This is a genomic window from Pseudomonas corrugata, assembly GCF_001269905.1.
GTDB classification, from domain to species: domain Bacteria; phylum Pseudomonadota; class Gammaproteobacteria; order Pseudomonadales; family Pseudomonadaceae; genus Aquipseudomonas; species Aquipseudomonas corrugata.
This window is the reverse complement of sequence record NZ_LHVK01000007.1, coordinates 227,857-253,463: the sequence shown is the minus strand read 5'-3', so window position 1 is coordinate 253,463 and position 25,607 is coordinate 227,857. Positions and strand designations below refer to the sequence as shown.

The window sequence follows — 25,607 nt, the reverse complement described above, 5'->3', positions numbered from 1 at the left end:
TGATTTGTGTCGTTACGCTGAACTGCTCTCACTTGCCGCTTGAAGCTTGCGGCTCGCAGCTGCCGCTAGCCGTAGCGGCCGGTGATGTAATCTTCGGTCTGTTTCTTGGCCGGATTGGTAAACAAGGTGTCGGTATCGCCGAACTCCACCAGCTTGCCCATGTACATGAAAGCTGTGTAGTCGGAAACCCGCGCCGCCTGCTGCATGTTGTGGGTCACGATGACGATGGTGAACTTGGACTTGAGCTCGTAGATCAACTCTTCGACCTTCAATGTCGAAATCGGGTCCAGGGCCGAGCAGGGTTCGTCGAGCAGCAGCACTTCAGGTTCCACGGCGATGGTGCGGGCGATCACCAGGCGTTGCTGCTGACCACCGGACAAGCCCAGGGCCGAGTCATGCAAGCGGTCCTTGACCTCATCCCACAATGCCGCACCCTTGAGCGCCCACTCCACGGCCTCATCGAGAATACGCTTCTTGTTGATGCCCTGGATCCGCAGGCCATAGACCACGTTTTCATAGATGGTCTTCGGGAACGGGTTGGGCTTCTGGAACACCATGCCTACGCGACGGCGCAACTCCGCAACGTCTTCGCCCTTACGGTAGATGTTATTGCCGTAGAGGTTGATTTCACCTTCGACGCGGCAACCGTCCACCAAGTCGTTCATGCGGTTGAAAGTGCGCAATAAGGTCGACTTGCCGCAACCCGACGGACCGATGAACGCGGTCACACGCTGTTTCGGGATGTTCAGGCTGACGTCGTACAGCGCTTGCTTCTGGCCGTAGAACAGGCTCAGGCCGGGCACTTCGATGGCGACGGTTTCGTCGGCCAGGTTCAGGCTCTGCTTGTCGCGACCCAGGGCTGACATGTTGATGCCGTGTGTATGTGCTTCGTGTTGCATGGGAGGCTCCCTGTGCTAACAAATTCGGTTCGGTTGTGTGGGAGCGAGCCTGCTCGCGATCCAGGCGACTCGGTTTGGCTTGGCACCGAAGTGATGCCATCGCGAGCAGGCTCGCTCCCACAGAAAATCGGTGTGAAATCAGCTATCCAGTGCTTTGTATTTTTCCCGCAGGTGGTTACGGATCCACACGGCCGACAGGTTCAGTGTGGCGATCACCAGCACCAGCAGCAGCGCCGTGGCGTAGACCAGGGGTCGCGCAGCTTCGACGTTCGGACTCTGGAAGCCTACGTCATAGATATGGAAACCCAGGTGCATGATCTTCTGGTCCAGGTGCACGTAGGGGTAGTTGCCGTCCAGGGGCAGCGACGGCGCCAGTTTCACCACACCCACCAGCATCAACGGCGCTACTTCGCCGGCGGCGCGGGCCACCGCGAGGATCATGCCAGTCATCATCGCCGGGCTCGCCATCGGCAGAACGATCTTCCACAAGGTCTCGGCCTTGGTTGCGCCGAGGGCCAGGGAGCCTTCGCGCACGGTACGCGGGATCCGTGCCAGGCCTTCTTCGGTTGCCACGATCACCACCGGCACCGCCAGCAGGGCCAGGGTCAGGGAGGCCCAGAGCAGGCCCGGGGTGCCGAAGGTCGGCGCCGGCAGCGCTTCGGGGAAGAACAGACGGTCAACCGAGCCGCCCAGCACATAGACGAAGAAGCCCAGGCCGAACACGCCGTAAACGATGGCCGGTACGCCCGCCAGGTTGTTCACCGCAATGCGGATCAGGCGGGTCATCGGGCCCTGACGGGCGTACTCACGCAAGTAAACCGCTGCCAGCACGCCGAACGGCGTCACGATCATCGCCATGATCAGGGTCATCATCACCGTGCCGAAAATCGCCGGGAAGATCCCGCCTTCGGTGTTGGCTTCACGGGGATCGTCGCTGAGGAACTCCCAGACCTTGCTGAAATAGAAACCGAGCTTGGCGAAGGTGCCCATGCCGTTCGGCTGGTAAGCGTGCACCACCTTGCCGATGCCGATTTCCACTTCCTTGCCGTTGGCATCGCGGGCGGTCAGGCTGTCGCGGTTGAATTGGGCGTGAAGGTCGGTCAGGCGCGCTTCAATCTCCTTGTAGCGTGCGTCGAGCTCAGCGCGCTCGCTGGCCATGTCAGCTTGCGCGGCGGCGTCGAGCTTGCCTTCCAGTTCCAGCTTGCGACCGTGCAGACGGATACGCTCCAGACCGGCGTTGATCGCACCGATGTCGGATTTTTCCAGGGTCTTGAGCTCGGCGGCGAGTTGATTGACCCGCGCAATGCGAGCCTGCAACTGCGGCCAGGCGGCCTCGCCTTCAGCGACGACCTTGCCTTCTTCCTTGACGTTGACCAGATAGCCGTAGAAGTTGCCCCACTCGCGACGTTCGATAGCCATCAGCTCCGGCGGCGTAGTCTGGTCACTCAGCCAGTCACCGACGATCCAGGTGAAGTCGGTGCCGTTCAGGTCCCGGTTGCCTACCTTGATCAGCTCGCGGGTCATGAACTCGGGGCCTTCGTCCGGTACCGGCAGGCCGGCGCTTTTCAAGCGCTCACGAGGTACTTCTTCCTTTTGCACCACTTCGCCGACCACCAGGTGGGCAGGCATGCCTGGCACGTTGTAGTTGGCGTGGATCAGGTTCGCCGGCCAGAAATGACCCAGGCCACGTACGGCAATTACCGCCAGCAGGCCAATGGTCATGATGACCGCGATGGACACCGCGCCACCGCTGATCCAGACGCCGGGGGCGCCGCTCTTGAACCATCCTTTCAGGGAGTTCTGTTTCACAGACTTCTACCTTTCTTAAAGCGACGAATATTTCTTGCGCAGACGCTGACGAATCAGCTCGGCGAGGGTGTTCATGATGAACGTGAACAACAGCAACACCAGCGCCGACAGGAACAGCACGCGGTAATGGCTGCCGCCGACTTCCGATTCGGGCATTTCCACCGCAACGTTGGCCGCCAGGGTCCGCAGGCCCTCGAACAGGTTCATTTCCATGACCGGCGTGTTGCCGGTGGCCATCAAGACGATCATGGTTTCGCCCACCGCACGGCCCATGCCGATCATCAGCGCCGAGAAGATGCCCGGGCTGGCGGTAAGGATCACCACGCGGGTCATGGTCTGCCAAGGCGTGGCCCCCAGAGCCAGAGAGCCCAGGGTCAGGCCTCGAGGTACGCTGAACACGGCGTCTTCGGCAATGGAGTAGATGTTCGGGATCACCGCGAAGCCCATCGCCAGGCCCACAACCAGGGCGTTGCGCTGGTCGTAGGTGATGCCCAGGTCATGGGAGATCCACATGCGCATGTCGCCGCCGAAGAACCAGGCTTCCATGTACGGGCTCATGTACAACGAGAGCCAGCCCACGAACAGGATCACCGGGATCAGCAGCGCACTTTCCCAGCCGTCCGGCACTTTCAGGCGAACGGACTCCGGCAGGCGGCTGAAGACGAAACCAGCCACCAGGATGCCAATCGGCAACAGCATCAGCAGGCTGAAGATGCCCGGCAGGTGTCCTTCGACGTAGGGCGCCAGGAACAGGCCGGCGAAGAAGCCGAGGATCACCGTTGGCATGGCTTCCATCAGTTCGATCACCGGCTTGACCTTGCGGCGCATCCCGGGGGCCATGAAGTATGCGGTGTAGATGGCGGCGGCCACGGCCAGCGGTGCAGCCAGCAACATGGCGTAGAACGCGGCTTTCAGCGTACCGAAGGTCAGCGGCGACAGGCTCAGCTTGGGTTCGAAATCGGTGTTGGCGGCGGTCGATTGCCAGACGTATTTAGGCTCGTCGTAGTTCTCGTACCAGACCTTGCCCCACAACGCGCTCCAGGAGACTTCCGGGTGCGGGTTGTCCAGCAATAGCGGTTTCAGCTTGCCGCCCTGCTCCACGATCAGCCGGTTGGCCCGGGGCGACATGCCGAACACGCCCTGCCCATCGACCACCTGGTCCACCAGCAATGTGCGATGGGCAGTGCTGTGGAACACACCCAGCTTGCCGGCGGCGTCGAGGGCGACGAAACCCTTGCGACGCTCTTCGGCGGTGATCTCGACGATGGGCGCGGTGCCCATCTGGAAGGTACGGATCTCTTTCAGGCGTTGCTCGCCGTCAGGGTCCCGGGCCATGAACCACTGGGACAGGCCGCCCTTGGAGTCGCCGACGATCAACGAAATCCCGCCCACCAGTTGGGTCGCGGTGGTGACCTGGGTGTCGGCATTTTCCAGCAACTTGTAACGACCGTTGAGGCTCTTGTCCCGCAGGCTGAACACATCGGCCTGGGCCCGGCCGTTGACCACGTACAGCCACTGCTGGCGTGGGTCGACAAAAATGTTCTTCACCGGCTCGGTCATCTGCGGCAGATCGATCCGCGTCTGCTCGCTGGTGACTTCGCCGGTCATCATGTTCTCTTCGCTGGTGATCGACAGCACATGCAACTGGGCGCCGCTGGAACCGGCGATCAGCAGGGTCGAATCGGTGGCGTTGAGGCTGACGTGCTCCAGGGGGGCGCCCTGCTCATTCAAGGCGATAGGTGTTTCGCCATAAGGGTATTCGATAGCCGGACTGATGGTCTTCTTGCCGCCCGGGTAGCTGACCTTATAGGTGTGTCGGAACACCAGGGCCTGGCCATTGGACAGACCGATGGCCACCAGCGGGCTGCCGGGCTGGTCTTCGCCAATGGACGTCACGCTGGCACCGGCTGGCACCGGCAGGTCGACACGGCGCAGCTCGGCACCGCTGTCGATGTCGTAGAACAGCGCCTGGCCTTTGTCGGAAACCCGCATGGCGACCTGGTTCTGTTCTTCGATGGCGATCATCAACGGCTTGCCGGCGTCCTGCATCCAGGCCGGGGTGATCGAGTCCTTGGCGGTCAGATCCGCGCCCTGGAACAGGGGCAGCACCACATAGGCCAGGAAAAAGAAGATCAAGGTAATGGCAGCCAGAACGGCAAGGCCACCGACCAGGACGTACCAACGGGTCAGGCGGTCCTTGAGCGCACGGATACGGCGCTTGCGTTGCAGCTCAGGCGTATTGAAATCAATGCGCTTGGGAGGGGAAGTCGTAGTCATTGTGGAATTGGCCAGATCATTCATGCGCACACCCTAGCGATCCTGTATGACAGAAAGATGACAATGCAGTGACGCAACAAATCCGCCGCCCGTGGAAGCTGGCAGCGGAGAGGAAATTGGTGTCTGTGGGAGCGGGCTTGCTCGCCATGGGCCAGCACATTCGACATCAATGCCGACTGATCCATTGCATTCGCGAGCAAGCCCGCTCCCACAGAGAGCCAGGCGTTGGCCCGGGCTCAGGTGTTACTTCTTGGCGACGCTGCCGCCTTCCGACAGACCCAGGTCAGCCAGTGCCTTCGCGGCCACTTTGGCTGGCAGTGGGATGTAGCCGTCCTTGACCACGACTTCCTGACCTTGCTTGGACAGGACCATCTTCACGAATTCGGCTTCCAGCGGGGCCAGAGGCTTGTTCGGTGCCTTGTTGACGTACACGTAGAGGAAACGCGACAGCGGGTATTTGCCGTTCAGTGCGTTTTCTTCGCTGTCTTCGATGAACTCGGTGCTGCCTTTCTTGGCCAGGGCCACGGTTTTAACGCTGGCGGTCTTATAGCCGATGCCCGAGTAACCCACGCCGTTGAGCGAGGAGCTGATCGACTGTACTACCGAAGCCGAGCCAGGTTGTTCGTTGACGTTTGGCTTGTAGTCACCTTTGCACAGGGCTTCTTCCTTGAAGTAGCCGTAGGTGCCGGATACCGAGTTGCGACCGAACAGTTGAACCGGCTTGTTGGCCAGGTCGCCGGTCACACCCAGGTCACCCCAGGTCTTGACGTCAGCCTTGGCGCCGCACAAGCGGGTGGACGAGAAGATCGCGTCGACCTGCTCCATGGTCAGGTGCTGGATCGGGTTGTCCTTGTGTACGAATACAGCCAGGGCGTCCACGGCAACCGGGATAGCGGTTGGCTTGTAGCCATACTTCTGCTCGAAGGCCTGCAGTTCGTTGTCCTTCATCTTGCGGCTCATCGGGCCCAGGTTGGAGGTGCCCTCGGTGAGTGCGGGCGGCGCGGTGGAGGAACCGGCGGCCTGAATCTGGATGTTTACGTTCGGGTATTCCTTCTTGTAGTTTTCTGCCCACAAGGTCATCAGGTTTGCCAGGGTATCGGAGCCGACACTGGACAGGTTGCCCGAAACACCAGTGGTCTTGGTGTAGCTCGGGATCGCAGGGTCAACAGCGGCAACCGCGTTGGCAGTCGCAACGCCAGCAGCGACAAAAGTCATTGCCGCCATCAAACGCTTCAGTTTCATGCCTTACTCCTAGCAGATAGGGTGTGTTAAGTCGGCCAAGTATCGGTAAGCCGTGTGAACACTCTATGGCTGAAATATGACAATTGGATGAAAGGCCAGCATTGAGTTTTACAAGATGTTGTAGCGAGGGGATTTATCCCCTCGCTACAAAAGCTTCCAGTCATCCTTTCGATCAGCGCCCTTTCCTCCAGAGGTAGCCACCCACTACCATCCCGACCCCGCACAACACCGCCACATAATAAGCCGGCCCCATCGGGCTCTCTTTGAGCAGCAGGCTGACGATCATCGGCGTCAGGCCACCAAAAATGGCATAGGCAACGTTGTAGGAGAACGACAGGCCGCTGAAACGCACCACCGGCGGGAAAGCCTTGACCATGACATAGGGAACCGCACCAATGGTGCCCACCAGCAGACCGGTGAGGGCATACATCGGGAACAGCCACTGCGGATGGTCGGCAAGGTTGTGGTAGAAGGCCCAGGCGCTGGCCAGCAATGCGGCACAGCCGAAGACAAAGACCCGCCCCGCACCGAAGCGGTCCGCCAGGGCACCGGCCAGGATGCAGCCAATGCTCAGCATCACGATCGCCACGCTGTTGGATTGCAAGGCGGTGGTCGGCGCGAAATGGTAGACCGTCTGCAGGACCGTCGGGGTCATCAGGATCAGCACCACGATGGCAGCGGACAACAACCAGGTCAGCAGCATTGAAATCACGATGGCTCCGCGGTGGTCGCGCAGTACGGCGCGCAGCGGTACCTCTTCAGCCAGGGCCTTGCGCAGTTGCAGCTCGGCAAACACCGGGGTTTCGTGAAGCCACTGGCGCAGGTAGACCGACAAGAGGCCGAACACACCGCCCAGCAGGAACGGAATGCGCCAGGCGTAATCCACCACTTCCACTGGCGTATAGAGACTGTTGATCGCGGTGGCCACCAGCGAGCCCAGCAGGATCCCCGCCGTCAGGCCGGAGGTGAGGGTACCGCAGGCATAACCGATGTGGCGCCCCGGAACGTGTTCGGAGACAAATACCCAGGCCCCCGGCACTTCGCCGCCAATGGCCGCGCCCTGGATCACCCGCATCAGCAACAGCAGAATCGGCGCCCACATGCCGATCTGCGCATAGGTGGGCAACAGTCCCATGATCAGGGTAGGCACGGCCATCATGAAAATGCTCAAGGTGAACATCTTCTTGCGCCCCAGCAGGTCGCCGAAGTGCGCCATGACGATCCCGCCCAGGGGCCGGGCCAGATAGCCAGCGGCGAAGATGCCGAACGTCTGCATCAGGCGCAGCCACTCGGGCATGTCGACGGGAAAGAACAATTTGCCGACCACGGTGGCGAAGAACACGAAAATGATGAAATCGTAGAACTCCAGGGCACCGCCCAGGGCAGACAGCGACAGGGTCTTGTAATCGTTGCGGGTCAATGGACGGGCGGGTTGCGCAGGGGCTGCCGTGCTCGAAGGCGCAGTGGTCATGGCGAAGGCTTCTCTTATAGTCGGTTCTGCAACCCGCAAATCGGGGTTGGAGCGGTTTGGCACGATAGCAAATTGTTGGAAAAAGCACAGGGATGCGCGTCATTCTCAGTCGAAATCAGAACCCGGTAGTCGTCTCGACGCCTATCGCCCGATATACTCGCTAGCTTGCGACACTCTGTAAGGGGTTGCTGTGCGAAAACGTCGTTGGTGGTGCAGAGTTTGTAGGAGAAAACACCAGTACCAGCCGGTTTCGCAGAGTATCCCTTTAGCACGCCTTTACGAAAAACGTGACGAACGCAATGTGTTCGGGCTGAATCGTTTTTTTCAAAGACGGCTATTCACCTGAAGCACAAGACAGCGTTACGGGTCAGAGGCACCCCCGGCATGATAGAGCTCGAACAAGAAGATCCAATCCCGCAAGGCGACCTGGCCTTGCAAATCACCGCGCTTCCCCGCGACACCAATGGTTTCGGCGATATTTTCGGCGGCTGGCTGGTGTCCCAGATGGACCTGGCCGGCACGGCCATGGCCAGCCGGGTAGCCGGCGGGCGTGTGGCGACCGTGGCAATCGATCGCATGGCGTTCCTGGTGCCGGTGGCCGTAGGTGCACAGCTTTCGTTCTACACCCAGACCCTGGAGATCGGCCGCAGCTCGATCCAGATGATGGTCGAGGTCTGGAGCGACGACCCGCTCTCCAGTGAGTGGCGCAAGGTGACCGAGGCGGTATTCGTGTTCGTCGCCATCGACGGCAGTGGCCGTACCCGTTCGGTTCCGCCGCGCGCTCGTTAAACGCGACGGCCGTTTTGTGGTCCATTGCGGTTCCTGTTCCTGAACGAGGTTTGCAGTATGCCCACGCCCAACGTCGAAGCCGTCAAACTGGATGAACTCAATGGCTGGCGTATCCGCCACGGCCAGGCCGAGTTGCTGGTGGCCCAGCAGGGCGCGCATATTCTCAGCTACCAAGTGGATGGCCAGCCGCCGCTGATCTGGCTCAATGACCAGGCGACCTTCAAGGCTGGCAAGAGCATCCGCGCCGGTGTTCCGGTGTGCTGGCCATGGTTCGGCAACCTGACACGCAACCCCGACAGCGTCCAGGCCATGCGCGTGAGCAACGAGCCGGCCACCGCTCACGGCCTGGTGAGGGCAATGGATTGGGAACTGAAAGGCATCGAGGCCGAGGGCGAAGGCCTGAAAGTCGAATTCGTGTTGCCCCATCCCGAAAACGGCCTGGCGGGCTGGCCTCATCAGGTCGACCTGACGCTGACCATCGTGATGGACGCGCAACTGCATATCAGCCTCACCAGCCATAACCGCGGCAGCGAAACCGTCAGCCTCAGCCAGGCGCTGCACAGCTATTTCGCCGTGAGCGACGTGCGCAACGTGCATGTCGAAGGTGTGGCCGGCTTGAACTACATCGAGACCCTGGATGACTGGAAAACCGCCACCCAGGCCGGCGACCTGCACTTTGCCGGCGAGACCGACCGTATCTATCTCGATACCCCGGCGACACTGAGCATCGTCGACCCACATTGGGAACGGCGGATCGAACTGACCAGCAGCGGCTCACGCTCGGCGGTAATCTGGAACCCCTGGACAGAACGCGCCAAGGCCTTCAGCGACATGGCCGACGATGGCTGGCAGCGCATGCTGTGCATCGAAACGGCAAACGTGATGCACGATGTGGTGACGTTGCTGCCCAAGGCCAGTCATACCCTGGGTGTGAGCATCACTAGCAAACCGCTCTAAAACCCATCACATCCCTCTGTGGGAGCGAGCCTGCTCGCGATAGCGATCTGTCAGCCACCATTACTTTGACTGATCCACCGCTATCGAGAGCAGGCTCGCTCCCACAGGGGATCTGCGTCAGGTTGACCTGAGCTACAAATCCGCTTCCTGCACCGCCCTCACCTTCTCCGCATCCAGCGCATACGCCGCACTCGCCAGGTCGTTGTCGACCTTTTCGATCTTCAGCGTGCCGATCACCCACAGCGGTGTGTAGATGTCGTCGAGCTTCAGGCCCTTGGGGTAGCGCACCAGCACCAGTTGGTTAGGTGGCGGTGGCGGGACGTGGATGCAGGCGCCGGGGTATGGCACCAGGAAGAACAGCGTGCTGCGGCCCTTGGCGTCGGTTTCCAGCGGCACCGGATAGCCGCCGATGCGGATGTGCTTGTCGTTCATCGAGGCCACGGTCTTGGTCGAATACATCACCGCCGGCAAGCCTTTGCTTTGCTTCAGGCCACCCTTCTGGGTAAAGGTGCCGTTGGCTTCGGGGGAGTTGTGGTCGATCTCGGGCATGGCCTCGAGGGCTTTCTGGTCCGACTTGGGCATCAGTTCGAGCCAGTCGGTTTCCGGCAGCTCGGCAGCATGGGCCAGGCCACTGCCCAGCAGAAGAAGGGTCAACACTAGACGGCGCATGAAAAGGCTCGGCAATGAGTGAATGATGGAACGCCGGGCATTCTAGCCCCCCGCGCGCGCCGTGCGCAGAGGGCTTTGTCGCATTGACTCAGTTTCTTTTGATCAGGCCGTAGATCACCAGCAGCACAACCGCGCCGACCAGGGCACCGATGAAACCGGCCCCTTGCCCGGCCTGGTAGATACCCAGGGCCTGGCCGCCATAGGTGGCTGCCAGCGAACCGCCGATACCGAGCAGGATGGTCATGATCCAGCCCATGCTGTCGTCGCCCGGTTTAAGGAAGCGTGCCAGCAGGCCTACGATCAAGCCGATGAAGATGGTTCCGATGATTCCCATGGCATTTCCCTCTTTAAGACGCCAAGCCAAAGCCTGGTGAGGCTTTGGCGCTTAGCCATGAGAGAGATTTGCCGATGAATGGTTCAACCGCAATTGCGCACTACTGCTCGGCGATCAGCGTCTCGACCTTGATGATCTGCTGGGCCAGCGTAGCCCGGTCAGCACAACGCAGGTTGGCGTGACCGACCTTGCGCCCGTCCTTGAACGCCTTGCCATAGTGATGCAGATGGCAGTCGGCAATCGCCATGACCTTATCGGTGTCCGGTACCTTGCCGATGAAGTTCAGCATCGCGCTTTCACCGACCTTGGCGGTCGAGCCCAGCGGCAGCCCGGCCACCGCCCGCAGGTGGTTCTCGAACTGGCTGCATTCGGCGCCTTCGGTGGTCCAATGCCCGGAGTTGTGCACCCGAGGAGCGATTTCGTTGGCCTTGAGGCCGCCGTCCACTTCAAAGAACTCGAACGCCATCACACCGACGTAGTCGAGCTGCTTGAGCACCCGGCTGGAGTAGTCCTCGGCCAGGGCCTGCAGCGGATGGTCGGTGCTGGCCACGGAGAGTTTGAGAATGCCGTCCTTGTGGGTGTTGTGCACCAGCGGGTAGAAACGGATTTCACCGTCGCGGGCACGCACGGCGATCAGCGAGACTTCACCGGTGAACGGCACGAAACCTTCCAGCAGGCAGCCCACGCTGCCCAGTTCAGCGAACGTACCAGCTACGTCTTCAGGGTTGCGCAGGACCTTCTGGCCCTTGCCGTCATAACCCAGGGTGCGAGTCTTGAGCACGGCCGGCAGGCCGATGGCAGCGACGGCGGCTTCCAGGTCGGCCTGGGACTGAATGTCAGCGAAGGTCGGAGTGGGAATGCCCAGGTCCTTGAACATACTCTTCTCGAACCAGCGGTCGCGGGCGATGCGCAAGGCTTCGGCGCTTGGGTAGACCGGGACGAACTGGGACAGGAAGGCAACGGTTTCGGCCGGAACGCTCTCGAACTCGAACGTCACCAGATCGACTTCATCGGCCAGTTGGCGCAGGTGATCCTGGTCGCCGTAGTCGGCCCGCAGGTGTTCACCCAGCGCGGCGGCACAGGCGTCCGGCGCCGGGTCCAGGAAAGCGAAGTTCATCCCCAGCGGCGTACCCGCCAGGGCCAACATGCGACCCAACTGGCCGCCACCGATTACACCGATCTTCATTCGTCAACAACCTCAGGCAATGCGTGGGTCTGGATTGTCCAGGACGCTGTCTGTCTGCTCAGCGCGGAATTTTTTCAGCACGGTATGAAACTGTGGATGCTTGGCACCCAGGATGCTCGCCGACAACAGGGCCGCATTGATCGCACCGGCCTTGCCGATGGCCAGGGTCGCGACCGGAATGCCCGCCGGCATTTGCACGATGGACAACAGCGAGTCGACGCCCGAGAGCATCGACGACTGTACCGGCACGCCCAGTACCGGCAGGTGGGTCTTGGCCGCACACATGCCTGGCAGGTGAGCCGCGCCACCGGCACCGGCGATGATCACCTCGATGCCACGGGCCTCGGCTTCTTCGGCGTACTGGAACAGCAGGTCCGGGGTGCGGTGGGCAGAGACCACTTTCACCTCATAAGGAATGCCGAGCTTTTCCAGCATATCGGCGGTGTGGCTAAGGGTGGACCAATCGGACTTGGAGCCCATGATCACGCCAACCAATGCACTCATCAATGTGCCTCTTCTCTCTGGGCGCCCGCAGGCGCGTCAAAAAACAACAAGCCACGCGGGAAACCGGCGTGGCTTGTTGTACGAATAATGGCCGATCTGGACCGGCCGAAGGCCGCGCAGTATACCGCAATGAAGCAGATAAACAGCCCCTGTCGCGACCATCTGTCATTTGTGCCTGGACAGCGGTTTTATTGACTTGGAGGTCAATACAAAAGCACACCGGTTCCCCCTCTGTGGGAGCGAGCCTGCTCGCGATAGCGGTGGGCCAGGCAACAGTGATGTTGAACGTCAGTCCGTCATCGCGAGCAGGCTCGCTCCCACAAGGATCTTGCCTGTTTTCAGGAGCCGGCACCGCCTTCGAGCTTGCGCCACAGCAACCGCACATTGGCCTTGCGCACCAGGGCGCAGCGGTACAGGCGGATCTCCAGTGGGACGTGCCATTGCCCGCCACCGCAGATCACCAGTTCGCCCCGGGCCAGTTCGGCGCGCACGCTCAGTTGTGGCACCCAGGCGATGCCCAGGCCTTCCAGGGCCATGCTTTTCAAGCTGTCGGCCATGGCCGTTTCGTAGACCGTGGTGAAGCGCAGCGCCCGTTGGCGCAGCAGCTGGTTCACCGAGCGACCGAGAAACGCCCCGGCGCTGTAGGCCAACAACGGCACGCTGGCCTCGCCTTCGAGGTCAAACAACGGTTTGCCGTTGGCATCGGCAGCACACACCGGCAGCATTTCGGTCTGGCCCAGGTGCAGCGAAGGGAAGATTTCCGGGTCCATCTGCATCGCCGAATCCGGGTCGTAGAACGCCAGCATCAGGTCGCAGCCGCCCTCACGCAGGGCATGGACGGCATCGCCGACGTTGGTCGCCACCAGGCGCGTGGCGATGTTCATGCCGTCGTTGCGCAGTTGCGCGATCCAGCGCGGAAAGAAGCCCAGGGCCAAGGAGTGCGCGGCCGCCACCTGGATCACTTCGCCCTGCCCGCCTTCCAGATGATGCAAATGCCGCAACACCTCACCCAACTGCTCCACGACAGTGCGCGCCGTCACCAGGAACAACTGCCCGGCCGCCGTCAGCTCGACCGGCGTGCGGGAGCGATTGACCAAGGTCAGCCCCAACGCTGCTTCCAGGCTACGAATCCGTCTGCTGAATGCTGGTTGCGTGACGAAACGCCGTTCGGCCGCCTGGGAGAAACTGCGAGTAGCCGCCAGAGCACTGAAGTCCTCAAGCCATTTGCTTTCAAGATTCATCACGTTCTCCCGAACCACGCACCAAAACAGGTCACACGTCCGCCGTACCGTCGGCGTCACATCAGCATTATGCCGAATATGCATAGGGCAGTGTTTAACAGCATTGGCCCTGACGTTTACGAAAGCCTACGATCCACAGCGTTCCGGCACAGACCGGGTCCTTATCGAGATGATTTCCATCATGTCCTCCGCTGCATCATTCCGCACAGAAAAAGACCTGCTTGGCGTACTCGAAGTACCAGCGCAAGCGTATTACGGCATCCAGACCCTGCGAGCGGTGAACAACTTCCGTCTCTCGGGCGTTCCGATCTCGCATTACCCCAAGCTTGTGATCGGTCTGGCAATGGTCAAACAGGCTGCCGCTGACGCCAACCGCGAGTTGGGCCAACTCAGCGAAGCCAAGCATGCAGCCATCAGCGAAGCCTGTGCGCGTCTGATCCGCGGCGACTTCCACGAAGAATTCGTGGTGGACATGATCCAAGGCGGCGCCGGCACGTCGACCAACATGAATGCCAACGAAGTCATCGCCAACATCGCCCTGGAAGCCATGGGCCACCAGAAAGGCGAATACCAGTACCTGCACCCGAACAACGACGTGAACATGGCGCAGTCTACCAACGACGCCTACCCGACCGCGATCCGCCTGGGTCTGCTGCTCGGTCACGATGCGTTGCTGGCCAGCCTCGACAGCCTGATCCAGTCGTTCGCCGCCAAGGGTGAAGAGTTCGGCCATGTCCTGAAAATGGGTCGCACCCAGCTGCAGGACGCCGTGCCAATGACCCTCGGCCAGGAATTCCGCGCCTTTGCCACCACCCTGAGCGAAGACCTGGCGCGCCTGAAGACCCTGGCCCCCGAACTGCTGACCGAAGTGAACCTGGGCGGCACCGCCATCGGCACCGGCATCAACGCCGACCCGCGCTACCAGGCCCTGGCCGTGCAGCGCCTGGCAACCATCAGCGGCCAGCCGCTGGTACCGGCCGCAGACCTGATCGAAGCCACCTCCGACATGGGTGCCTTCGTCCTGTTCTCCGGCATGCTCAAGCGTACCGCGGTGAAGCTGTCGAAGATCTGCAACGACCTGCGCTTGCTGTCCAGCGGCCCACGTACCGGCATCAACGAGATCAACCTGCCGGCCCGCCAGCCAGGCAGCTCGATCATGCCCGGCAAGGTCAACCCGGTGATCCCGGAAGCGGTCAACCAGGTGGCGTTCCAGATCATCGGCAACGACCTGGCCCTGACCATGGCGGCCGAAGGCGGGCAACTGCAACTGAACGTGATGGAACCGCTGATCGCCTTCAAGATTTTCGACTCGATCCGCCTGCTACAACGAGCCATGGACATGCTGCGCGAGCACTGCATCGTCGGCATCACCGCCAACGAAGCGCGCTGCCGCGAACTGGTCGAGCATTCGATCGGCCTGGTCACCGCCCTGAACCCGTACATCGGCTATGAAAACGCCACCCGCATCGCCCGTGTTGCTCTGGAAAGCGGCCGTGGCGTGCTGGAATTGGTGCGCGAGGAGGGCTTGCTTGACGACGCCATGCTCGACGACATCCTGCGCCCGGAAAACATGATTGCTCCGCGTCTGGTCCCGCTGAAAGCGTGATCGATGCAACCACCGCTCACCAGGTCGAGGGACTAGACACCTCTCACCTTTTGAGGGCTTGGGGACTCGTTCCCCAAGCCCTTTTTTTACCGTCGCCAGGAGACCTTATGCCGAAAACGACAACACTGGACAAGATCGCAGCCTTCGCCAGCTCTCAAAAAGGGCTGTCGAAGGCTGCGATTTTTTCCGATTGCGGCACAACGTTTCGTCGCTTGCACCACAACTGTGCAGACGGGCGCGGCTCTGATAGGTATAGTGCCGCCCCTCTTCGCATGAGTGGTCGTCGGTAGCGAGACCTTAAACATGCGAAACCCGAACTAATAAAACCCGCGAATTGGACCGGGACGAAACCTCGCCTCACCTGTCAAGCCGTGCGCCGACGGATGTTTCGGGATGTTTCCAAATGGCCAGCATTTGCTTAAACAAAAAACAGCGAGGAATACTCATGCTTGAAGTCATCAACGACTTCCTCTCAGGGAAAGTGCTGATCGCGCTCATTGTCGGGCTCGGCGGCTACTTCACGATCCGCTCGCGTTTCGTCCAGTTCCGTCATTTCTTCCATATGTTCGCGGTATTCCGTGACAGCCTCAAAAGCAGCACCGATCAGCTCAGCTCCTTCCAGGCCCTGATGCTCAGCCTCGCCGGTCGTGTCGGCGCGGGCAACATTGCCGGTGTCGGCATCGCCGTGACCCTCGGCGGCCCCGGTGCAGTGTTCTGGATGTGGGTAACCGCGCTGGTCGGCATGTCCAGCAGTTTCTTCGAGTGCTCCCTCGGCCAACTCTACAAGCGCTGCGACTCCGAAGGCCAGTACCGTGGCGGCCCGTCCTACTACATTCAGCACGGCCTGCAGAAACGCTGGTTGGGCATGATCATGGCCTTCCTGCTGCTGGTCACTTTCGGCTTCGCCTTCAACGGCCTGCAAGCCCACGCCGTGACCCACTCGCTGAACAACGCCTTCGGCCTCGACACCACTTACACCGGTCTGGGCCTGGCCGTGCTGCTGGGCCTGGTGTTCATCGGCGGAATCAAGCGTATCGCCCGCGTTGCCGACCTGCTGGTACCGGTCAAGACCCTGGCCTACATCGCCGTGACCATCTATGTGATCGCGCTGCAGTTCGACCACGTACCGGCCATGCTGGCAACCATCGTCAAGAGCGCCTTTGGCCTGGACCAGGCGTTTGGTGGCCTGATCGGCAGCGCCATCGTCATGGGCGTCAAGCGCGGCGTCTTCGCCAACGAAGCAGGCCTGGGCAGTGCGCCTAACGTAGCCGCCGTTGCTTCGGTCGAGCACCCGGTTGCCCAAGGCGTAGTCCAGGCCTTCAGCGTGTTCCTGGATACCTTCGTGATCTGCACCTGCACCGCGCTGCTGATCCTGCTGTCGGGCTTCTACACCCCTGGCTTCGAAGGCGACGGCATTGCCCTGACCCAGAACTCCCTGGCCGCCGTGGTCGGTGACTGGGGCCGGATGTTCATCTCCGTGGCCCTGGCGCTGTTCGTGTTCACCTCGATCCTCTACAACTACTACCTGGGCGAAAATAACCTGCGCTTCATGCTCGGTGAAAACCGCAAAGCGCTGATCGGTTATCGCGCAATGGTTCTGGTCCTGATTTTCTGGGGCGCTATCGAAAACCTCAGCACCGTGTTCGCCTTCGCCGACATCACCATGACCCTGCTGGCGTTCGTGAACCTGATCGCCCTGTTCCTGCTGTTCAAGGTCGGCATGCGCATCCTGCGCGACTACGACGCCCAGCGTTCGGCCGGCATCAAGACTCCGGTCTTTGATTCCAGCAAGTTCCCGGACCTGGACCTGGACCGCAAAGCCTGGCCAGCCACCCCAACCGCAGCGGCTGCCCAGCCTGACGCGGTGACCGGTGTGGCCGCAGCGCAACGCTGATCGGCAAACCTGCTGCAAAAAACCGGGCGCATCCCCTGCGCCCGGCGTGACACAGCGTAAGGTCGGCGTCATGCTCGACCTTATGTTGGGGCAGCTCGATCAAGCTGCCGTTTTCGTCCTCGGAGAACGACCATGAATTCCTCGACCTACCCTGCCGCCCAGCACGTCATGGTGCTCTACACCGGCGGAACCATCGGTATGCAAGCCAGCGCCCATGGCCTCGCTCCGGCATCCGGCTTTGAAGCACGCATGCGCGACTACCTGCACAGCCAACCTGAACTGGTTATCCCGCAATGGCGCTTCCGGGAAATGTCGCCGTTGATCGATAGCGCCAACATGACCCCGGCCTACTGGCAGCAACTGCGCGAAGCGGTGGTCGACGCCGTGGATGTGCAGGGGTGCGACAGCGTATTGATCCTGCATGGCACCGATACCCTGGCCTACAGCGCGGCGGCGATGAGCTTCCAGCTGTTGGGCCTGCACGCCCGTGTTTGCTTCACCGGCTCCATGCTGCCCGCCGGCGTGACCGACAGCGATGCCTGGGAGAACCTCAGCGGCGCCCTGGTCGCCCTCGGCCAAGGCCTGGCGCCGGGCGTACACCTGTACTTCCACGGCGAGCTGCTGGCGCCGACCCGTTGCGCGAAAGTGCGCAGTTTCGGTCGCCATCCGTTCAAACGCCTGGAGCGTCAGGGCGGCGGTGCCAAAGCCACTTCGCTGCCGGCGCAGCTGAATTACAACCAGCCGAAGCAGTTGGCGAACGTCGCGGTACTACCGTTGTTCCCGGGCATCAGCGCCGACATCCTCGATGGGCTGCTGGGCAGCGGGATCCAGGGGCTGGTGCTGGAATGCTACGGCAGCGGCACCGGCCCAAGCGACAACCCAGCCTTCCTCGCCAGCCTGGCCCGAGCGCGGGACAACGATGTGGTGGTGGTCGCCGTGACCCAATGCCATGAAGGCGGCGTGGAGCTGGACGTGTACGAGGCCGGCAGCCGTTTGCGCGGCGTCGGCGTGCTGTCCGGCGGCGGCATGACCCGCGAGGCTGCGTTCGGCAAGTTGCAGGCGTTGATCGGCGCAGGGCTGCCGGTGGATGAGGTTCGGCGGTTGGTTGAGCTGGACCTGTGTGGCGAACTGATCTGACCGCCAGGCACACCTGTGGGAGCAAGGCTTGCCCGCGACGACGTTGACGCGATCCTCAGAAATCGCGGCGATATATCGCGACCAGGCTCTGCTCCGACAATTTGCCGCCACGAAGCTTGGCAACGTTGGGCTTTACTCCCGGCACACAACCTGCTCCATTTACAGCCTCCCCAGGCTGGAAACGGACATGCTTCATTCCCACCTCACCACCCTCAACGCCGTCTCACTGGTGCTCAGCGCCTTCAAGCACGAAGGCCTGCCTAGTGATGCATTGCTGGCCGGCAGCGGCATCAGCGCAGCGGACCTGAGCCGGGCCGACACGCGCATCACCACCAACCAGGAAATGCAGGTCTGCGCCAACGCCGTAGCTCTCAAGCACGACATCGGCCTGGAATTGGGACGCAGCATGCACGTTTCATCCTACGGCATGCTCGGCTACGCCCTGCTCACCAGTGCCACCTTAGGTGACGCCTTGCAACTGGCGCTGCGCTATCCGGCGCTATTGGGAACACTCTTCGACCTGAACCTGGAAGACGACGGCGAGCATCTCTGGTTCAGCGCCAGCGATTATCGAGAGGCCCCAGCCCTGGCCGCGTTCAATGCCGAATTCTGCATGGTCTCGCTGAAAGTCATCTGCAACGACCTGCTCGGTCACCCGCTGCCCTTGCGCGCGGCGCGCTTCGAACACCCGGCACCGGATTACCAAGCCCGCTACGGGGCCCATTTCGATTGCCCGGTGCGTTTCGGGGCCATCGACAACGCCTTTGCCTTCGACCGCCACTGGCTCGATCACCCGTTGCCGCTGGCCGACCCCATCACCCACCACGCCATGGCCGAACGCTGCCGCAAGCAAAACATCGAATTCACCGGCCGCCAGGCTTGGCTGGGCCGCATCCGCCAACTGCTCGCCGCCCAACTCGACGCCGCCCCCGGCCTGGAAGGCCTGGCCGAACAAATGAACTGCTCCGCCCGCACGTTACGCCGGCACCTCAAGGATTCGGGTTGCAGCTACCAGGAGCTACTGGACGAACTACGCTTCGAGCGGGCCAAGCAAATGCTCTGCGAGGACCAACTCCCCATCCACCGCATCGCCGAACTGCTGGGCTTCAGCGAAACCGCCAGCTTCCGCCACGCCTTCGTCCGCTGGAGCGGCGTGGCGCCGAGTCAGTTCAGGCCCTGAGCCCAAACCTGGGGACAGCTTTTATCTCCTGTGGCGAGGGGATTTAGCGAAGCGTCGCACCGCCCCGCCGGGCTGCGCAGCAGCCCCAATTCAGCCGACGCATTCCTACCGAAAACCACACCAGCCAACCCACGACGGCTACGCCGCCGAACGGGAGCAAGCTCCTTCGCCATACATTTTGAGCCATCTTCAGCCCGCATCGCATGCCCTGACCGCCAGACACCACGGGAAGCCCGCGGATTATGAGTATTCATCCAACCTGTTGACAGAGTGATTGTTCCGCAATACACATTACCCCCACGCATGAGAAGTGATTCTCGAGCCTACCTTCCGAAGCCCGCTTGAGAGAAATCTCTGCGGGCTTTCGTGTTTCTATGGCAAGGGATCCGATCAACCATGACGCACCATGTACCATGCCAGCAAACCCGCGACGACTACGCCGTCGAATAGTGCAAGCTCCCTCGCCACAAGTTACAGCCATCTCCGAGCCCACCGCGCATGGCCTTACCGCCAGCCTTCCACCAGGCTACCCAACCTTGCGCCTTTACCTACAACTACGCCAGAATCCGCCCGCTTGTGCGCCTTGTCCCCTGGCTCTATCGTTTCCCTGCCACTGCCCATCAGTGGTCGGGTTTAGTAGCCCGGTAATACACATGGCTGCATGAGCCTCATCAATCAGGCATTCGCCTGCATTCGATGGTGGCTGTGCGCATGGCGCCTTCGGGCGCGCCGGGCTTTGTGTATTTCACCGGTCTACTAACTTGCGCACAGCTGCCGCCTTTCGTTTAGTAGCGAGACGGTTGCGGCCCTACTAGTGGAAATATACGAATGTTCAAAATAACTCCGAACCCTCCAGAAGCAGACCCAACCTCCCCCTACACCGACGGCATCAACGCCCAAAAACTCGACGCCGCCGCCAAACGTGCTCTGGATTTTTACCTATTACCGAAACCGGAAAAACCTGAAGCCACCACCCAACCGGGTCAGCTGTTCACCGTCGTAGAAGACGTCGACACCGAATGCCTGCTCGCCAACCTCAGCGAAACCCTGGCTTCGGCTGATGCGATGGTCAGCGATTTGGCATTTGAACTGGATGGCTCTCGCCGCCACGTTGCCCTTGGCATTCAGCAATTGATCGAGCTGAGTTCGTTGCTGGCAAACCGGGCGCTGGATAACGTTGATCCGCGATAGCCGTAAGCCTTCCCGCAAGCCCGGCGCATTGCGTCGGGTTCACTTCAGAAGTGTTTGTCCTGAACGGCCATGACAACGACTTGAGGGCCGATTTCGTCGCACATCCATTGAAGGGTGTAACGTCCCTATGCAGTCGCCAGTACCGCTCCTGCTTCTTGCAAATGCTCGCGGAACCGGACGGCGTAGTCCTCTGCAACGGCCGCCTGAATACTGGGATGTTTAGCCAGGGCACGACGCCACTCAGCCACTCGGCTCAGCCCATCGAACAGAGGGTGGTTGGATGCGAATCCAAGTATGTCGAAATAGCGAAAGACCGGGGCCATGGCGATGTCGACCATACTGAGTCTTTGTCCGGCGAAATAAGGGCCGTCTGACATTTCACCGTCGAATCGCTCCAGCTTTCCTCTCAAAGCTGCGGATTTTCCAAGGGCTGTCTGCTGATCTGAGGCGTTCAGAAATCCCCATGCGTCCCCCAAGGTGGCAGATGCGAATTCGATCCAGGCGCGGTGTTGTGCTCGGGTCAGCGCATTCACCGGATGCAACGCAGGGTCGGGGTGCACGTCCTCCAGGTATTCACAGATGGCGACGCTCTCGAATAGAACGGACCCGCCCTCATTGCCATCTGGCACCTTGAGCAGCGGAACCTTGCCCGTTGGTGACATCGTCAGAAACCAGTCCGGCCTGTCGCGAAGGTCGACATTTAGACGCTGAAAGGAAACTTCTTTTTCGAGCAACACGATGGCCACTCGCTGAACGAATGGACACAAGTGGTGGCTGACGAGCACCAGCGGTGATCGGGACATTGGAATACCCATCAATAAAAGAATCCGCACCCGCCGCCACGCATGGGCGCCGGGCTATATAGAAGCGTCGTTCGTGCGAAGCACTTAGAGCGAGCGGCCGCCGTCGACAATGATTTCCGAACCAACCGTCCATCGTGACTCGTCCGAAGCCAGGTACAGCACAGCCTTGGCGACTTCCTCGGGCGTGCCGAAGCGGCCGAACGGGATGGTCGCAACGATGTCTTTGTTGACCTGCTCGCGATAGGCATCGGGAATCCCGAGCTTGTCGTAAAGCGGCGTATCGACCGGGCCGGGGCTGACGGCATTGAAACGAATGCCACGCTGGAGCAGTTCGCTCGAAAGCGTCTTCGACATGTTGAGGAACTCGGCCTTTGTCGCCCCATACACCGATGAATGCGCAGCGCCGATGTGTGCATTGACCGATGTATTGAGCACGACCGACGCGGGGTTCGCAAAGACGGGTAGCAGCGCCTGAATCAGAAAGTACGGCCCCTTGACGTTGATGTCGAAGGAGCGATCGAACATGTCCTCCGTCCACTCTTCGATTGGCAGCCAAACGGATACGCCCGCATTGAGGAAGGCAACATCGAGTTGGCCATAGTGAGTCTGAACGGCATGCGCCAGTTCCTTCTGAGCAGCGATGCTGGCCGAGTCGGCACGGAGTACCAGAACCTCGCTCCCCAGTTCCGCCTGGGCATTTGCGATGGATGCCGGATTGACTCCAGTGACGATCACCCGTGCGCCTTCAGCAAGGAATTGCTTGGCCGTTTCCAGGCCAATGCCGCTGGTGCCACCGGTAATGAGAGTGCGTTTGCCTTGTAATCGGGACATGTAAAGTTTCCTTCGGTTTTCAAGGTCAGTCGATGCACTGACCTGCTTGAGGGAAACTATGTATTCATGCCCACATATTGATAAGATTGTTTATTTGCATACATTCCATGCCGAAACTGCATGAATAAGGGCCCAAATGGATCGACTGCTGCTGATGACCTGCTTTGTCCGCGCTGTCGAGACAGGAAGTTTCTCGGCTGCGGGGCGCGACTTGGGGCTGGGTCAGCCCAACGTCAGCCGCTATGTGGCGGCGCTGGAAGATCATCTACAGACCAGGTTGCTGCACCGATCCACGCGAAAGCTTGCTCTCACCCCCGAGGGAGAGCGCTATTACGCAGACGCCCTGCGCATTCTCGACGCCGTAGCACAATCGGAGTCGTCCTTCAGGGAGAACGTCGCCCCGTCCGGATTGTTGCGCATCGCCTGTCCGACCGCGCTAGCCCATACCTTCGTCTTGCCGCATGTCTCTGCCTTCCTGGAACGCTATCCAGAGTTGACGCTCGATCTGCAGCTCAATGACCGCTATGTAAATCTGGTCGACGAAGGGGCTGAACTGGCGATTCGCATCGGGCATCTGGAAGACAGCGCAATGCGTGCCCGACCGCTGGCCTGGTTCGAGCGTGTGTGCGTTGCCAGCAAGGGATACCTGGCCAAACGCGGAATCCCCGTTACGCCCAATGATCTGAGAACGCACGATTGCCTGATCTACACTCTGCTGTCGACAGGCACCACATGGCGTTTCCGCAATATCGATGTTCCAGTTTCCGGCAGGCTCCGGGTCAACTCGCCCGAGGCCATACGAGAATGTGTCAATGCAGGGCTGGGGATCGCACAGGGGCCCGAATGGCTTTACGAGGAAGGGCTGAAGAATGGCAATCTGCAGTTGGTGCTAAGGGACTACGTGGCCCCGCCCGTCCCCCTTCAAGTCGTCTACCTGGCGGATAGGCTCCTGCCCAAACGCGCCCTCGTATTCATGGATTTCATCGCCGAAGTATTTGCGAAGAGTCCTGCATTCAGCGAGCGCCACAAGCTGTCTCAGTTGCAATAGTCCAGCGTACGACCGCGCCATCGCCATGCCTTGATCCTAAGGTCCTGATCCCACCAAAGAGCCATTTCCGGTCAAACCTTTTGGCCATTTCAATCCCCTTTTGGCCTCTCCCACCGTTCTCCTGAGTGCCACCCGCCGCAAGACTATCCTCAACCGATCAGTCCCCTTGCGGAGAACAACAATGCTGACGATCTATTCAGACGATCACCACCTGCACCACGGCCGTTGCGAGCTCATGGACGGGCAGCTCATGCCCTGTTTCGAAATGCCCTCCCGCGCCGACCACGTGCTGGAGCGGGTCAAGGCTCGCGCGTTGGGGCCGGTGCAAGCGCCACGGGATTTCGGCCTGGCACCCATCCAGCGCATCCACACCCCCGCCTACCTGGAGTTCTTCAAAGGCGCCTGGGATCGCTGGGCCGAATACAACCGCGACGGCGACTTGCTGCCCTTCACTTGGCCGGCTCGCACCCTGCGCACGGTGATCCCGAAGAGCCTGCACGGCCAACTCGGTTATTACAGCTTCGACGGTGGCGCGCCGATCACTGCCGGGACCTGGCAAGCCGCCTACAGCGCAGCCCAGGTGGCCCTCACCGCCCAGGCCGAGATCCAGCGTGGCGCGCGCAGTGCCTTTGCGCTGTGTCGGCCGCCGGGGCATCACGCAGCCAGTGATCTGATGGGGGGTTATTGCTACCTCAATAACGCAGCCATCGCGGCACAGGCGTTTCTCGACCAGGGCCATGGGAAGGTCGCAATCCTCGATGTGGATTACCACCACGGCAACGGCACTCAGTCGATCTTCTATGGGCGCAGCGATGTGCTGTTCGCCTCGATTCATGGCCATCCAGAGGCAGAATTTCCATTCTTCCTCGGTTATGCGGACGAGCGCGGCGAAGGCGCTGGCGAAGGCTTCAACTTCAACTATCCGTTGCCGGCCGGTTCAGGCTGGGACACCTGGAGTGCTGCGCTGGAGCAGGCGTGCAGCGAGGTCCAGGGTTACGACGCCGATGTCATCGTCGTCTCGCTGGGCGTGGACACGTTCAAGGATGACCCGATCTCGCAGTTCAAGCTCGACAGCCCGGATTACCTGGCGATGGGCAAACGCATCGCGGCACTTGGCAAGCCGACGCTGTTCGTGATGGAAGGCGGCTATGCGGTGGCGGAAATCGGCATCAACGCCGTGAATGTTCTCGAAGGTTTTCAAAGCGCCCAATGAGGAAGAAGAGCATGCAAAGACTCAAGCGTTTGATGGTCCCCGCCCTCTGCACCGCGCTGCTGTGTAGCGCCGCCCAGGCCGAAGAGCGGACCTTGCGCGTCTACAACTGGTTCGACTACATCACGCCCAAGGCCCTGGAAGACTTCAAGGCGCAGAACAGTCAGGTCAAGTTGGTCTACGACATTTTCGATACCAATGAAGCCTTGGAGGCCAAGTTGCTGACCGGTAATTCCGGTTATGACGTGGTGGTGCCTTCCAATGTGTTCCTTGCCAAGCAGATCGAGGCCGGTGTGTTCCAGCCGCTGGACCGCAGCAAGTTGCCGAACTGGAATCACCTCGATCCCAAGTTGATGAAGTTGATCGAGGCCAACGATCCAGGCAACAAGTTCGCCGTGCCGTACATGTACGGGACCATTCTGATCGGCTTCAACCCGGACAAGGTCAAGGCGGTCCTGGGTGATAACGCGCCAGTGGACAGTTGGGACCTGATCTTCAAGGAAGAGAACATCAGCAAGCTCAAGCAGTGCGGCGTGGCGCTGCTGGATTCACCTTCGGAAATCCTGCCCCTGGCCTTGCAGCACCTGGGACTGGACCCCAACAGCAAGAAGCCGGCGGATTATGCCAAGGCCGAGGCGTTGATGATGAAGCTCCGGCCGCACATTACGTACTTCCATTCTTCCAAGTACATGGCGGACATCGCCAATGGCGATATTTGCGTGGCGGTTGGGTATTCCGGGAGTTTTTCCCAGGCGGCCAATCGGGCCAAGGATGCCAAGAACGGTGTGACGGTGGACATGCGGCTGCCCAAGGAAGGCGCGCCGATCTGGTTCGACATGCTCGCCATTCCGAAAGGGGCGAAGAACCCGGATGACGCGTACGCCTTTATCAACTACTTGCTGCAGCCGAAGGTGATTGCGCCGATAAGTGATTTTGTGGGTTATCCGAATCCGAACAAGGATGCTACCGAAATGGTGGATCCGGCGATTCGTGGCAATCCCAACCTGTACCCGACAGAGGCGGCCATGGCGACGCTGTATACCTTGCAGCCTTTGCCGCGGGATGCCGAACGGGTGCGCACGCGGGTCTGGACCCGGATCAAGTCGGGGCAATGACCAGGGGGCCTGCTCGCGATGGCGGTGGGTCAGTCACCGGCGATGTTGGATGTGCCGACGCCTTCGCGAGCAAGCCCGCTCCCACAGGTTCTGTGTCGTGCATGAAGATCGAGTAGACCGCCAATCCCATGGTGGGAGCGAGCCTGCTCGCGATGGCGGTGGGTCGGTTAGCTGCGATGTTGGATGTGCCGATGTCATCGCGAGCAGGCTCGCT

At 60.8% G+C, this 25,607-nt stretch carries 22 protein-coding genes; 10 read left to right on the top strand and 12 right to left on the bottom strand.

All coding sequences use genetic code 11. The features are described 5' to 3' along the window. Window positions 1-65 precede the first annotated feature (65 nt). From pstB to AD665_RS10755, 5 genes are all read right to left on the bottom strand, one after another. The gene (pstB, locus tag AD665_RS10775; protein ID WP_024777868.1) at window positions 66-899 is read right to left on the bottom strand and encodes a phosphate ABC transporter ATP-binding protein PstB; all 834 of its coding nucleotides are present in this window, start codon (window positions 897-899) and stop codon (window positions 66-68) included. 138 nt (window positions 900-1,037) lie between these two features. Then, entirely contained in the window at window positions 1,038-2,708 is a 1,671-nt protein-coding gene (gene pstA, locus AD665_RS10770) for a phosphate ABC transporter permease PstA (protein ID WP_053192046.1), read from the bottom strand. A 15-nt stretch (window positions 2,709-2,723) separates the two neighbouring features. Continuing rightward, window positions 2,724-4,757 carry an ABC transporter permease subunit gene (locus AD665_RS10765; protein WP_173668676.1) on the bottom strand — a complete coding sequence of 678 codons (2,034 nt, stop codon included), beginning with the start codon at window positions 4,755-4,757 and terminating at the stop codon, window positions 2,724-2,726. 471 nt (window positions 4,758-5,228) lie between these two features. Continuing rightward, the gene (locus AD665_RS10760) at window positions 5,229-6,227 is read right to left on the bottom strand and encodes a phosphate ABC transporter substrate-binding protein PstS (protein WP_024777865.1); all 999 of its coding nucleotides are present in this window, start codon (window positions 6,225-6,227) and stop codon (window positions 5,229-5,231) included. 172 nt (window positions 6,228-6,399) lie between these two features. After that, a complete protein-coding gene (locus AD665_RS10755; RefSeq protein WP_053192044.1) occupies window positions 6,400-7,698 on the bottom strand; it encodes an MFS transporter in 1,299 nt (432 codons plus the stop codon). Between the two features lie 384 nt (window positions 7,699-8,082). Here AD665_RS10755 and AD665_RS10750 point away from each other — a divergent pair, with 384 nt between their 5' ends. Together AD665_RS10750 and AD665_RS10745 are read left to right on the top strand one after the other, a co-directional pair. Further along, window positions 8,083-8,487, top strand: coding sequence for an acyl-CoA thioesterase (locus AD665_RS10750; protein ID WP_024777863.1), 405 nt, complete (start codon window positions 8,083-8,085; stop codon window positions 8,485-8,487). Between the two features lie 57 nt (window positions 8,488-8,544). After that, a complete protein-coding gene (locus AD665_RS10745) occupies window positions 8,545-9,444 on the top strand; it encodes a D-hexose-6-phosphate mutarotase (RefSeq protein WP_024777862.1) in 900 nt (299 codons plus the stop codon). Between the two features lie 132 nt (window positions 9,445-9,576). On the opposite strand, the gene AD665_RS10740 is transcribed toward AD665_RS10745, so the two are convergent. The 5 genes from AD665_RS10740 to AD665_RS10720 all read right to left on the bottom strand — a co-directional run bounded on the left by AD665_RS10740 (window position 9,577) and on the right by AD665_RS10720 (window position 13,378). Beyond that, entirely contained in the window at window positions 9,577-10,113 is a 537-nt protein-coding gene (locus AD665_RS10740; protein ID WP_024777861.1) for a DUF3299 domain-containing protein, read from the bottom strand. An 88-nt stretch (window positions 10,114-10,201) separates the two neighbouring features. After that, entirely contained in the window at window positions 10,202-10,447 is a 246-nt protein-coding gene (locus AD665_RS10735; RefSeq protein WP_003196372.1) for a GlsB/YeaQ/YmgE family stress response membrane protein, read from the bottom strand. Between the two features lie 100 nt (window positions 10,448-10,547). After that, entirely contained in the window at window positions 10,548-11,633 is a 1,086-nt protein-coding gene (locus tag AD665_RS10730) for a 5-(carboxyamino)imidazole ribonucleotide synthase (RefSeq protein WP_024777860.1), read from the bottom strand. Between the two features lie 12 nt (window positions 11,634-11,645). Then, window positions 11,646-12,137, bottom strand: coding sequence for a 5-(carboxyamino)imidazole ribonucleotide mutase (gene purE, locus AD665_RS10725; RefSeq protein WP_003196369.1), 492 nt, complete (start codon window positions 12,135-12,137; stop codon window positions 11,646-11,648). Between the two features lie 338 nt (window positions 12,138-12,475). Continuing rightward, window positions 12,476-13,378, bottom strand: coding sequence for a LysR substrate-binding domain-containing protein (locus AD665_RS10720; RefSeq protein ID WP_024777859.1), 903 nt, complete (start codon window positions 13,376-13,378; stop codon window positions 12,476-12,478). A gap of 181 nt (window positions 13,379-13,559) precedes the next feature. Here AD665_RS10720 and aspA point away from each other — a divergent pair, with 181 nt between their 5' ends. The 5 genes from aspA to AD665_RS10695 all read left to right on the top strand — a co-directional run bounded on the left by aspA (window position 13,560) and on the right by AD665_RS10695 (window position 20,386). Further along, complete coding sequence (aspA, locus tag AD665_RS10715; RefSeq protein WP_024777858.1) at window positions 13,560-14,984, top strand: aspartate ammonia-lyase; 1,425 nt, start codon at window positions 13,560-13,562, stop codon at window positions 14,982-14,984. A gap of 445 nt (window positions 14,985-15,429) precedes the next feature. Continuing rightward, window positions 15,430-16,878, top strand: coding sequence for an alanine/glycine:cation symporter family protein (locus AD665_RS10710; protein WP_024777857.1), 1,449 nt, complete (start codon window positions 15,430-15,432; stop codon window positions 16,876-16,878). A 132-nt stretch (window positions 16,879-17,010) separates the two neighbouring features. Further along, window positions 17,011-18,015: an asparaginase gene (locus AD665_RS10705; protein ID WP_024777856.1), complete on the top strand. Its 1,005-nt coding sequence runs from the start codon at window positions 17,011-17,013 to the stop codon at window positions 18,013-18,015. Between the two features lie 187 nt (window positions 18,016-18,202). Beyond that, on the top strand, window positions 18,203-19,195 hold the full coding sequence (locus tag AD665_RS10700) for an AraC family transcriptional regulator (RefSeq protein WP_024777855.1): 993 nt from the start codon (window positions 18,203-18,205) through the stop codon (window positions 19,193-19,195). Window positions 19,196-20,023: 828 nt separating this feature from the next. After that, a complete protein-coding gene (locus tag AD665_RS10695) occupies window positions 20,024-20,386 on the top strand; it encodes a DUF6124 family protein (protein ID WP_053192042.1) in 363 nt (120 codons plus the stop codon). A 125-nt stretch (window positions 20,387-20,511) separates the two neighbouring features. Here the strand turns inward: AD665_RS10695 and AD665_RS10690 are convergent, their stop codons facing one another. Next, entirely contained in the window at window positions 20,512-21,189 is a 678-nt protein-coding gene (locus tag AD665_RS10690; RefSeq protein ID WP_053192039.1) for a glutathione S-transferase family protein, read from the bottom strand. 84 nt (window positions 21,190-21,273) lie between these two features. Continuing rightward, the gene (locus tag AD665_RS10685; RefSeq protein WP_053192037.1) at window positions 21,274-22,020 is read right to left on the bottom strand and encodes an SDR family oxidoreductase; all 747 of its coding nucleotides are present in this window, start codon (window positions 22,018-22,020) and stop codon (window positions 21,274-21,276) included. 136 nt (window positions 22,021-22,156) lie between these two features. Between AD665_RS10685 and AD665_RS10680 the strand changes: the two genes are divergently transcribed. The 3 genes from AD665_RS10680 (at window position 22,157) to AD665_RS10670 (ending at window position 25,393) form a co-directional block, all read left to right on the top strand. Then, a complete protein-coding gene (locus tag AD665_RS10680; protein WP_024777851.1) occupies window positions 22,157-23,068 on the top strand; it encodes a LysR family transcriptional regulator in 912 nt (303 codons plus the stop codon). A 181-nt stretch (window positions 23,069-23,249) separates the two neighbouring features. After that, window positions 23,250-24,281, top strand: a complete 1,032-nt coding sequence (locus AD665_RS10675; protein ID WP_024777850.1) for a histone deacetylase family protein — start codon at window positions 23,250-23,252, stop codon at window positions 24,279-24,281. 11 nt (window positions 24,282-24,292) lie between these two features. Beyond that, a complete protein-coding gene (locus AD665_RS10670) occupies window positions 24,293-25,393 on the top strand; it encodes a polyamine ABC transporter substrate-binding protein (RefSeq protein WP_024777849.1) in 1,101 nt (366 codons plus the stop codon). Window positions 25,394-25,607 lie beyond the last annotated feature (214 nt).

Bases quoted from the DNA above. Each gene is read 5' to 3' on its own strand.
- AD665_RS10680 (WP_024777851.1), top strand. From the start codon at position 22,157: ATGGATCGACTGCTGCTGATGACCTGCTTTGTCCGCGCTGTCGAGACA.
- AD665_RS10735 (WP_003196372.1), bottom strand. From the start codon at position 10,447: ATGGGAATCATCGGAACCATCTTCATCGGCTTGATCGTAGGCCTGCTG.
- AD665_RS10710 (WP_024777857.1), top strand. From the start codon at position 15,430: ATGCTTGAAGTCATCAACGACTTCCTCTCAGGGAAAGTGCTGATCGCG.
- purE (WP_003196369.1), bottom strand. From the start codon at position 12,137: ATGAGTGCATTGGTTGGCGTGATCATGGGCTCCAAGTCCGATTGGTCC.
- AD665_RS10705 (WP_024777856.1), top strand. From the start codon at position 17,011: ATGAATTCCTCGACCTACCCTGCCGCCCAGCACGTCATGGTGCTCTAC.
- AD665_RS10695 (WP_053192042.1), top strand. From the start codon at position 20,024: ATGTTCAAAATAACTCCGAACCCTCCAGAAGCAGACCCAACCTCCCCC.
- AD665_RS10690 (WP_053192039.1), bottom strand. From the start codon at position 21,189: ATGTCCCGATCACCGCTGGTGCTCGTCAGCCACCACTTGTGTCCATTC.
- AD665_RS10685 (WP_053192037.1), bottom strand. From the start codon at position 22,020: ATGTCCCGATTACAAGGCAAACGCACTCTCATTACCGGTGGCACCAGC.
- AD665_RS10755 (WP_053192044.1), bottom strand. From the start codon at position 7,698: ATGACCACTGCGCCTTCGAGCACGGCAGCCCCTGCGCAACCCGCCCGT.
- AD665_RS10745 (WP_024777862.1), top strand. From the start codon at position 8,545: ATGCCCACGCCCAACGTCGAAGCCGTCAAACTGGATGAACTCAATGGC.
- AD665_RS10730 (WP_024777860.1), bottom strand. From the start codon at position 11,633: ATGAAGATCGGTGTAATCGGTGGCGGCCAGTTGGGTCGCATGTTGGCC.
- pstB (WP_024777868.1), bottom strand. From the start codon at position 899: ATGCAACACGAAGCACATACACACGGCATCAACATGTCAGCCCTGGGT.
- AD665_RS10740 (WP_024777861.1), bottom strand. From the start codon at position 10,113: ATGCGCCGTCTAGTGTTGACCCTTCTTCTGCTGGGCAGTGGCCTGGCC.
- AD665_RS10760 (WP_024777865.1), bottom strand. From the start codon at position 6,227: ATGAAACTGAAGCGTTTGATGGCGGCAATGACTTTTGTCGCTGCTGGC.
- AD665_RS10720 (WP_024777859.1), bottom strand. From the start codon at position 13,378: ATGAATCTTGAAAGCAAATGGCTTGAGGACTTCAGTGCTCTGGCGGCT.
- aspA (WP_024777858.1), top strand. From the start codon at position 13,560: ATGTCCTCCGCTGCATCATTCCGCACAGAAAAAGACCTGCTTGGCGTA.
- AD665_RS10675 (WP_024777850.1), top strand. From the start codon at position 23,250: ATGCTGACGATCTATTCAGACGATCACCACCTGCACCACGGCCGTTGC.
- AD665_RS10700 (WP_024777855.1), top strand. From the start codon at position 18,203: ATGCTTCATTCCCACCTCACCACCCTCAACGCCGTCTCACTGGTGCTC.
- AD665_RS10750 (WP_024777863.1), top strand. From the start codon at position 8,083: ATGATAGAGCTCGAACAAGAAGATCCAATCCCGCAAGGCGACCTGGCC.
- AD665_RS10670 (WP_024777849.1), top strand. From the start codon at position 24,293: ATGCAAAGACTCAAGCGTTTGATGGTCCCCGCCCTCTGCACCGCGCTG.
- AD665_RS10765 (WP_173668676.1), bottom strand. From the start codon at position 4,757: ATGCAGGACGCCGGCAAGCCGTTGATGATCGCCATCGAAGAACAGAAC.